This is a genomic window from Streptomyces sp. RPT161 (assembly GCF_027533845.1).
Classification (GTDB): domain Bacteria; phylum Actinomycetota; class Actinomycetes; order Streptomycetales; family Streptomycetaceae; genus Streptantibioticus_A; species Streptantibioticus_A silvisoli_A.
Window position 1 is genome coordinate 755,160 of sequence record NZ_JAPZVN010000002.1, and the last position, 8,193, is coordinate 763,352.

The 8,193-nt window shown below is 69.8% G+C and carries 10 protein-coding genes; 7 read left to right on the forward strand and 3 right to left on the reverse strand.

The features are described 5' to 3' along the window. The first annotated feature begins 107 nt into the window (after window positions 1-107). Both O5O46_RS08065 and O5O46_RS08070 read left to right on the forward strand, forming a co-directional pair. Window positions 108-350 (forward strand): chaplin, encoded by a 243-nt coding sequence (locus O5O46_RS08065; RefSeq protein ID WP_269854546.1) that lies wholly within the window; start codon window positions 108-110, stop codon window positions 348-350. Window positions 351-570: 220 nt separating this feature from the next. Then, on the forward strand, window positions 571-834 hold the full coding sequence (locus O5O46_RS08070) for a chaplin (RefSeq protein WP_269854547.1): 264 nt from the start codon (window positions 571-573) through the stop codon (window positions 832-834). A 247-nt stretch (window positions 835-1,081) separates the two neighbouring features. Here the strand turns inward: O5O46_RS08070 and O5O46_RS08075 are convergent, their stop codons facing one another. Beyond that, on the reverse strand, window positions 1,082-1,888 hold the full coding sequence (locus O5O46_RS08075; RefSeq protein WP_269854548.1) for a hypothetical protein: 807 nt from the start codon (window positions 1,886-1,888) through the stop codon (window positions 1,082-1,084). 107 nt (window positions 1,889-1,995) lie between these two features. On the opposite strand from O5O46_RS08075, the gene O5O46_RS08080 reads away from it, so the two are divergent. The 3 genes from O5O46_RS08080 to O5O46_RS08090 all read left to right on the forward strand — a co-directional run bounded on the left by O5O46_RS08080 (window position 1,996) and on the right by O5O46_RS08090 (window position 4,348). Beyond that, window positions 1,996-2,787 carry an ABC transporter ATP-binding protein gene (locus O5O46_RS08080; RefSeq protein ID WP_269854549.1) on the forward strand — a complete coding sequence of 264 codons (792 nt, stop codon included), beginning with the start codon at window positions 1,996-1,998 and terminating at the stop codon, window positions 2,785-2,787. A gap of 69 nt (window positions 2,788-2,856) precedes the next feature. Next, a complete protein-coding gene (locus O5O46_RS08085) occupies window positions 2,857-3,279 on the forward strand; it encodes an NfeD family protein (RefSeq protein ID WP_269854550.1) in 423 nt (140 codons plus the stop codon). A 115-nt stretch (window positions 3,280-3,394) separates the two neighbouring features. After that, complete coding sequence (locus O5O46_RS08090) at window positions 3,395-4,348, forward strand: SPFH domain-containing protein (RefSeq protein ID WP_269854551.1); 954 nt, start codon at window positions 3,395-3,397, stop codon at window positions 4,346-4,348. 17 nt (window positions 4,349-4,365) lie between these two features. On the opposite strand, the gene O5O46_RS08095 is transcribed toward O5O46_RS08090, so the two are convergent. Together O5O46_RS08095 and O5O46_RS08100 are read right to left on the reverse strand one after the other, a co-directional pair. Beyond that, the gene (locus O5O46_RS08095) at window positions 4,366-4,869 is read right to left on the reverse strand and encodes an HNH endonuclease (RefSeq protein ID WP_269854552.1); all 504 of its coding nucleotides are present in this window, start codon (window positions 4,867-4,869) and stop codon (window positions 4,366-4,368) included. Window positions 4,870-5,242: 373 nt separating this feature from the next. After that, window positions 5,243-5,782: a YbhB/YbcL family Raf kinase inhibitor-like protein gene (locus tag O5O46_RS08100; RefSeq protein WP_269854553.1), complete on the reverse strand. Its 540-nt coding sequence runs from the start codon at window positions 5,780-5,782 to the stop codon at window positions 5,243-5,245. Window positions 5,783-5,881: 99 nt separating this feature from the next. On the opposite strand from O5O46_RS08100, the gene O5O46_RS08105 reads away from it, so the two are divergent. Next, window positions 5,882-6,529, forward strand: coding sequence for a DNA-3-methyladenine glycosylase (locus O5O46_RS08105; protein ID WP_269854554.1), 648 nt, complete (start codon window positions 5,882-5,884; stop codon window positions 6,527-6,529). A gap of 111 nt (window positions 6,530-6,640) precedes the next feature. Beyond that, window positions 6,641-7,906 carry a tyrosine--tRNA ligase gene (gene tyrS / locus O5O46_RS08110; protein WP_269854555.1) on the forward strand — a complete coding sequence of 422 codons (1,266 nt, stop codon included), beginning with the start codon at window positions 6,641-6,643 and terminating at the stop codon, window positions 7,904-7,906. The last annotated feature ends 287 nt before the right edge of the window (window positions 7,907-8,193 follow it).

An 8,193-nucleotide genomic window follows, 5' to 3' on the forward strand; every position in this document is an offset into this window, starting at 1 on the left:
GTCGGGTGTATGTCGCCCGGATGGCGCAACCGATGGTTTCGTCGGCCGTTCTCCATGGCGTGTCCGCCGCGACCGCGCGGGCGCACCACGCTAGGAGGAACGTAGAAGTGTTTAACCTGAAGAAGGCCGCGGCCGTGTCCGCCCTCGCCGGTGGTATCGCCCTCGTCGGCGCTGGCGCCGCTTCCGCCTGCTGCCCCCAGGCCCACGGTGAGGCCGTGAAGTCGCCGGGTGTTCTCTCGGGCAACCTGGTCCAGGTGCCGGTGAAGGTGCCGGTGAACGTCAACGGTGACACCATCAACGTGGTCGGCATCGGCAACTCGGCCTTCGACAACCACTCGGTGAACGAGTAACCATCGAACGGAAGTACTGACCGCGTCCGCGAGTCCGTTCCTGGTCAGCGGCCCCGGAGGGCATCCACCTCCGGGGCCGTTTCGTGCGTTCGGCACCGCTGTCCACTTTGCGCCGTCTGGTGGTATCAGAGGTGGAACGCGTGTCATCGGGGCTGTAGAGGCGTTTGCTCCGGTGTGGCTCCGCAGCAGCGGCCACGGAACGACAAGAGGAGCATTTTCCATGCACACTGCCAAGAAGGCTGCCCTCGTCATCGCGGCGGCCGGTGTCGCCGCGGGCGCGTCCGCCACGACCGCGTCCGCGCACGACCAGCACGCCACCTCCTGCAGCAGCGTCGCGGTGGCCAAGACGGTCCTGTCGCCGGGCCTGATCTCGGGGAACGGAATCCAGGTCCCGATCAACGTCCCGATCAACCTGGTGGGCAACACGGTGGACGTCATCGGCATCCTCAACCCGGCCTTCGGGAACACCGGCGTCTGCAGCTGACCCCACCCCCTCCGGCCCCGCGCCAGCGCGGGGCCGGCCGCGTTTCCGCTCGGCGCCGGGGGCCGTCTGGCCCCTCCCGCTCGCGTGCTGCGGCTTGGCCCGCGGAAGCGTGAGACGGAGAACTCCTCTCGCCGCGACGGCGGGCAACCGCGACGGGGTGGCCCGGCGGTCCCCCGGCCAGGCCCCGCCCCGGCCGCCTCCCGCCCCCGCGCGGCGCCGGTACAGGGAACCGGTCCCGCGCCCGGGGCTACTCCGCCCGGCGGCGTTCCGCCTCCTCCACATACGCGTTGTACGCAGCCACCTGCGCCCTGCGGGCGGTGCGTTCCACCGGCCGCAGCAACTCCGCGCGAGCCGCCATCTGCGAGGCACTCACCGCCGTGCCGTGCTCGGGACCGGCCTGGGCGTTCTGCGCGATGGACGTCAACGCCCCCACCCGCTGGGCCAGTTCGAGCACCCGCGCCGCCCGTGGCGGATATCCGGGCGCCAGCACCTCCCTGCCCCGTTCCACCCGCGCGCGGTAGGCGTCCAGCGCCGCCTGCGCGGCCGGGCCCGCACCCGCCACGTCCAGCTGGGTCAGCGCCGCCGTCGCGTCCCGCAGCGCCTCCGCCAGCTCCCGTTCCGCCTCGCCCAGCGAGGGCACGTCGGCGGGCGGCGCGTCCCGTACCTCCAGACAGTGCCAGAGCACCTCCACATGCCGGTCATCGCGCGGCCCCGCCTCTGTGACCTCGGGCACCAGCCCGAGCGCCGCCGCGCCGACGGCGATCACCGCCTCGCCCGCCGCCAGGGCCCGGGCGTTGAACTCGGCCGGCCCGCTCAGCCCCAGCGGATGCCCCGGCACCGGAAGCGCGAGCCGGAAGCCCGACACCCCAAGCGCACGCAGCCGCCCGAGCCCGAGGGTCAGCCCGACCGGACCGTCCTCGCCGGGCAGATCGAGGAGCCGGTGCACGGAATCACCGCCGACGATCTCCTCCGCCGCGTCATCCGGAGCGACAAAACCACCAATTAGGGCATTTCCCCATGCCGTCATACGTCCTGAGCGAGGTTCCTGAAGCATCCACCCAGCCTAGGGACAGGACCGCCCGACACGTGGCGTAGGTTTTCCTTCGGGGCTGCACCCTCGACGACGAGATCGCAACAGGCAATAGGGGAGACAACGCGCTCATGAGCGATGTACTGGAGCTGGTGGACGTATCCGTGGTCCGCGACGGACGGGCTCTGGTGGACCAGATCTCCTGGTCGGTCGCCGAAGGGGAGCGCTGGGTGATCCTCGGCCCCAACGGCGCGGGCAAGACCACCCTGCTCAATATCGCCTCCAGCTATCTGTTCCCCACCAAGGGCGACGCCGTGATCCTCGGCGAGAAGCTCGGCAGCGTCGACGTGTTCGACCTGCGCCCCAGGATCGGTGTCGCGGGCGCCGCGATGGCCGACAAGATGCCGCGCCGCCAGACCGTCCTGGAGACCGTGCTCACCGCCGCGTACGGCATGACCGCGCACTGGCGGGAGAGCTACGACCGGTCCGACGAGGACCGCGCCCGGCTGATCCTCGACCGGCTCGGCATGGCCGAGTACGCCGACCGCAAGTTCGGCACCCTCTCCGAGGGCGAGCGCAAGCGCACGCTGATCTCCCGCGCGATCATGACCGACCCCGAACTGCTCCTGCTGGACGAGCCCGCCGCCGGTCTCGACCTCGGCGGCCGTGAGGACCTCGTGCGCCGTCTCGGGCGGCTCGCCCGCGATCCGATCGCGCCCTCGATGATCATGGTCACCCACCACGTCGAGGAGATCGCCCCCGGCTTCACCCACGTCCTGATGATCCGTCAGGGCAGGGTGGTCGCCGCGGGTCCGATCGAGTTGGAGCTGAACTCCCGCAATCTGTCGCACTGCTTCGGCCTGCCGCTGATCGTGGAGCGCCGCGCCGACCGCTGGACCGCGCACGGCCTGCCGCTGACCTGACCCTCAACTCCCGGGCGCCCAGCGGGCGCTCCCTGTTCCGGGCTTGACCGCGCGGCCTACCATGGCGGTGTGGACACTTGGGTGTGGTGGCTGGTCGCCGCGGCCGCGTTGGGCATCCCGTTGGTGATCACCGCGCTGCCGGAGTTCGGCATGATCGCGGCCGGTGCTGTCGCCGCGGCGATCACCGCTGCCCTCGGCAGCCCCCTCATGCTCCAGGTCGTGGTCTTCGCCGTCGTCTCCGTCGCGCTCGTCTCGGTGGTACGCCCCATCGCCAACCGCCACCGCACCACGGGTCCCGCGCTGCGCACCGGAGTTGAGGCGCTGAAGGGCCGCCAGGCGGTGGTCCTGGAGAGAGTCGACGGCGACACCGGCCGGATCAAACTGGGTGGCGAAATCTGGTCCGCTCGGTCATACGACGCCGAGCAGGTCTTCGAAGCCGGACAGAAAGTCGACGTCATCGAAATCGACGGAGCGACCGCGGTCGTCCTGTGAACGGCTGACCGCCCGCGGAATTACGGGAATTCGCCGGTCCCGCAGCGTCCGCGGCCGAGGTCTGACAGACTTGATCACAACCATCGGACAGCGGCGCGTGGTACGGAGAGTGGTCGTGACCCCCATCATCATCGTCCTGGTCATCCTGGTGGTGCTCGTCTTCATCGCACTCATCAAGACGGTCCAGGTCATCCCGCAGGCGAGTGCCGCCATCGTCGAGCGCTTCGGCCGGTACACCCGCACCCTCAGCGCCGGTCTGAACATCGTTGTGCCATTCATCGACACGATCCGCAACCGAATCGACCTTCGCGAACAGGTCGTGCCGTTCCCGCCGCAGCCCGTGATCACCCAGGACAACCTGGTGGTCAACATCGACACCGTCATCTACTACCAGGTGACCGACGCCCGCGCCGCGACCTACGAGGTCGCCAGTTACATCCAGGCGATCGAGCAACTCACCGTCACCACGCTGCGGAACATCATCGGCGGCATGGACCTGGAACGCACCCTGACCTCCCGCGAGGAGATCAACGCGGCACTGCGCGGTGTGCTCGACGAGGCGACGGGCAAGTGGGGCATCCGCGTCAACCGCGTCGAACTCAAGGCCATCGAACCGCCCACCTCCATCCAGGACTCGATGGAGAAGCAGATGCGCGCCGACCGTGACAAGCGCGCCGCGATCCTCACCGCGGAAGGCATCCGGCAGTCCCAGATCCTCACCGCCGAAGGTGAGAAGGCCTCCGCCGTGCTGCGCGCCGAAGGTGACGCCCGTGCCGCCGCGCTGCGCGCCGAGGGTGAGGCCCAGGCGATCCGCACCGTCTTCGAGTCCATCCACGCGGGCGACCCCGACCAGAAGCTGCTTGCCTACCAGTACCTGCAGATGCTGCCGAAGATCGCCGAGGGCGACGCCAACAAGCTCTGGATCGTGCCCAGCGAGATCGGCGACGCCCTCAAGGGCCTCGGCGGCGCCCTCGGCAACTTCGCCCCGCCCACCGGCGGCGGCAACCCGGGCGGCAACAACGGGTCGGCGAGCCCCCGGCGGGAGACCCCCCGTCTCGACAAGGAGTGACCACGTGGCGAGCGCCGTCAGGCCGGAACGGCGAGCCACTCCGGCAGGTCGGTGTCGCCCCGCAGCCCGAGCGCGAGCAGCAGCGCGTCCGCCGGGGTCGGCTCGAACGGCTGGGCCAGCAGCCGCATCCCGGCCTGCTCCGGCGTACGGTCCGCCTTGCGGTGATTGTCCGCCGCGCAGGCCGCCACCGTGTTGAGCCAGGTGTCCCGCCCGCCGTGCGAACGCGGCACGACATGGTCCACCGTGGTCGCCCGGCGTCCGCAGTACGCACACCGATGCCGGTCCCGTACCAGTACCCCGCGCCGCGACCACGGCGCCCGTTGTCGAAACGGAACCCGCACATAGCGGCAGAGCCTGATCACCCGCGGCACCGGAACATCCACCTCCGCCGCACGGATCCGCAACCCGGGATGCGCCTGCTCGACCACGGCCTTGCCCTGCATCACCAGCACCACAGCACGCCGCAGCGACACCGTCGACAGCGGTTCGAAGCTCGCGTTCAGTACCAGCGTCTCGCGCATCCCGCCCACCTTCCGGGGCCCTTCCCCGCCCCTATGGCGAGGTGGCACCACTGTGGCCGGATCATCCCCTGCCGAACAAGGTAATTTGCTCAGTTCACCAAGGATTCGACGGAATGTCGCGCCGACGACACGGGAAGTAAAAAGCTCCGGACGCCCTCCCCCCGTGGAAAACAAGGGCGCCCGGAGCAACGGCAGCCAGCGCGGGCACCGGATCACGCCATGCGGACCCGGCTCCGGCAGACGACGGACGAAACACCCGCCGCCCCCGCCACTGCGGTGCCAACCGCCCGGTGACCAAGACCAGATCACCTGGCACACACCACTGTGCGGCCCAACTCGCCACGGCGCAACGGAATTTCCGGCGCGCCGAAGGTCAGCCCGCCGCAGGCTCCTCGTACTCACCGATCAACTGCGCGCGGGCGATGGTGTGGAAGCGCAAATTGAACCCGACCACCGCCGGGGTGGCGTCGGCGTCCGGCCCGAGCTTCTCGGTGTCGACCGCGTACACCGTGAAGACATACCGGTGCGGACCGTCACCGGGCGGCGGCGCCGCGCCCCCGAAGTCCCGCGTCCCGTAGTCGTTCCGCACCCGCACCGCACCGGCGGGCAGCCCCTCGAACTTCCCGGAGCCCGCACCGGCGGGCAGTTCCGTCACCGTCGCCGGAATGTCGAAGACCACCCAGTGCCAGAAGCCGCTGCCGGTCGGCGCGTCCGGGTCGTAGCAGGTCACGGCGAAACTCCTGGTCTCCGCCGGGAAGCCCTCCCACCGCAGGTGCGGCGAGGTGTTCCCCTTCGCGTAGACCTGCGCGTCACCGAGCCGCTCGCCAGGCCGCACATCGTCGCTCACCACCGTGAACGACGGCACCGCCGGGTGGAAGTCATGGGGGAGTGGCCGCCTCTTCTGCTCGGTCACCTGGATACCTCCTGATCGCAGCTGATCCTTCGTCGGCCACCCTAGGGCTTCGCCGACGGCCGCCCGTGCCGGGCTCGCCTACCGCTAGGCTCGTACGACATGATCGCCGCCACCGACCGGACCCCGCTCGGCCGCTCGTTCTTCGACCGGCCGGTACTCGACGTCGCACCGGACCTACTCGGTCGAGTACTGGTGCGGAACACCCCGGACGGCCCGATCGAGCTGCGCCTCACCGAGGTCGAGGCCTACGCGGGCCCCGCCGATCCCGGCTCGCACGCCTACCGGGGCCGCACCGACCGCAACGCCGTCATGTTCGGCCCGCCCGGCCATGTGTACGTGTACTTCACGTACGGCATGTGGCACTGCATGAACCTGGTCTGCGGTCCGGAGGGCACCGCCAGCGCCGTACTGCTACGCGCCGGGCAGATCACCGCCGGCGCCGACCTCGCCCGCAAGCACCGCCGCACATCACGCCGCGACACCGACCTCGCCCAGGGGCCGGCACGACTGGCCACCGCACTTGACGTGGACCGGGCGCTCGACGGCAGCGACGCCTGCTCCGAGGACCCGGACGGCTCCCCGTTCCGGATACTGACCGGCACCCCACCCGCCCCGGACACCATCCGCAACGGCCCGCGCACCGGCGTGGGCGGCGACGGCGCGGCCCACCCCTGGCGCTTCTGGACCGACGCGGACCCCACCGTCAGCCCGTACCGGCCGCACACCCCGCGCAAGCGCCGTTCATAACCGCTTGCCGGAACCGCGTAGGCTCGTTCACGCTGCGGAAGCGGCACAGACGAACGACATGTGGCCGGACGGGCACACGTCGAAGCAACAGACACAGGGAGACACACGACCGTGACCGACATCGTCGACGAGCTGCGGTGGCGAGGGCTGATCGCCGTTTCCACCGACGAGGACGCACTGCGCAAGGCGTTCGCGGACGGCCCGGTCACGGTCTATTGCGGCTTCGACCCGACGGCTCCCAGCCTCCACCTGGGCAACCTGGTGCAGATCCTCACCATCCGGCGCCTCCAGCAGGCGGGCCACCGCCCGCTGGGCCTGGTCGGCGGAGCCACGGGCCTGATCGGCGACCCCAAGCCCACGGCCGAGCGCACGCTCAACGACCCCGAGGTCGTCGCGGGCTGGGTACAGCGGCTACGCGCCCAGATCGAGCCGTTCCTCTCCTTCGAGGGACCGAACGCCGCGATCATGGTGAACAACCTGGACTGGACGTCCGGGATGTCGGCCATCGAGTTCCTGCGTGACGTGGGCAAGCACTTCCGAGTCAACAAGATGATCGCCAAGGAGGCCGTCGCCCGACGGCTCAACTCCGACGCCGGCATCAGCTACACCGAGTTCAGCTACCAGATCCTCCAGGGCATGGACTTCCTGGAGCTGTACCGGCGGTACGGCTGCACCGTCCAGACCGGCGGCAGCGACCAGTGGGGCAACCTCACCTCCGGCATCGACCTGATCCACCGGGTCGAGGGCGCCAACGTCCATGCCATCGCCACCCCGCTGATCACCAAGGCGGACGGCACCAAGTTCGGCAAGACGGAGAGCGGCACGGTCTGGCTCGACCCCGAGATGACCACGCCGTACGCCTTCTACCAGTTCTGGCTCAACGCCGACGACCGGGACGTCCCGCAGTTCCTGCGCATCTTCAGCTTCAAGTCGCGCGAGGAGATCGAGGAGCTGGAGCGCCTGACCGTGGAGCGCCCGCAGGCACGTGCCGCGCAGCGGGCGCTGGCCGAGGAACTGACCACCCTGGTACACGGCGAACGGCAGACGGCCGCCGTCATCGCGGCGTCCAAGGCCCTCTTCGGCCAGGGCGAACTGGTCGACCTGGACGAGCGGACGCTGGCCGCCGCCCTGGCGGAGCTGCCGTACGCGAAGGTGCCCGCCCTGGCTGCGGTGGTCGACCTGCTGGCGGAGGTGGGGCTCGTCCCCAGCAAGTCCGCGGCCCGGCGCACCATCAAGGAGGGCGGTGCCTACGTGAACAACGTGAAGGTTGAGGCGGAGGACACGGTTCCGTCGGCGGACGACCTGCTGCACGGGCGGTGGCTGGTGCTGCGTCGCGGCAAGAAGAACCTGGCCGCGATCGAGGTCAGCGGGGGCTGACGGCCGAAAGTTGGAGTTTGGGCGGGCTGGAGACTTGACTCCGGCCCGCCCAACGCCTAACGTAGCCCGAGCCGCTGGATAAGGAGAGCCGAACGGCGTGGTCACTCAGACCGCCGGGGCCCCTTGAGAAGGCAGCCAGCCACTACCGACTCATCGCGACCCCGAACAGGGTGTAATTCCCTTGTCGAGAATTGCGGTAAAGTAGTGGCCGCCAACAGGCCCGGAAACGAGGACCGGAAACGGAAATCGAATCTGGTACGGTTGGAAAAGCCGGAAAGCGAAAGCCG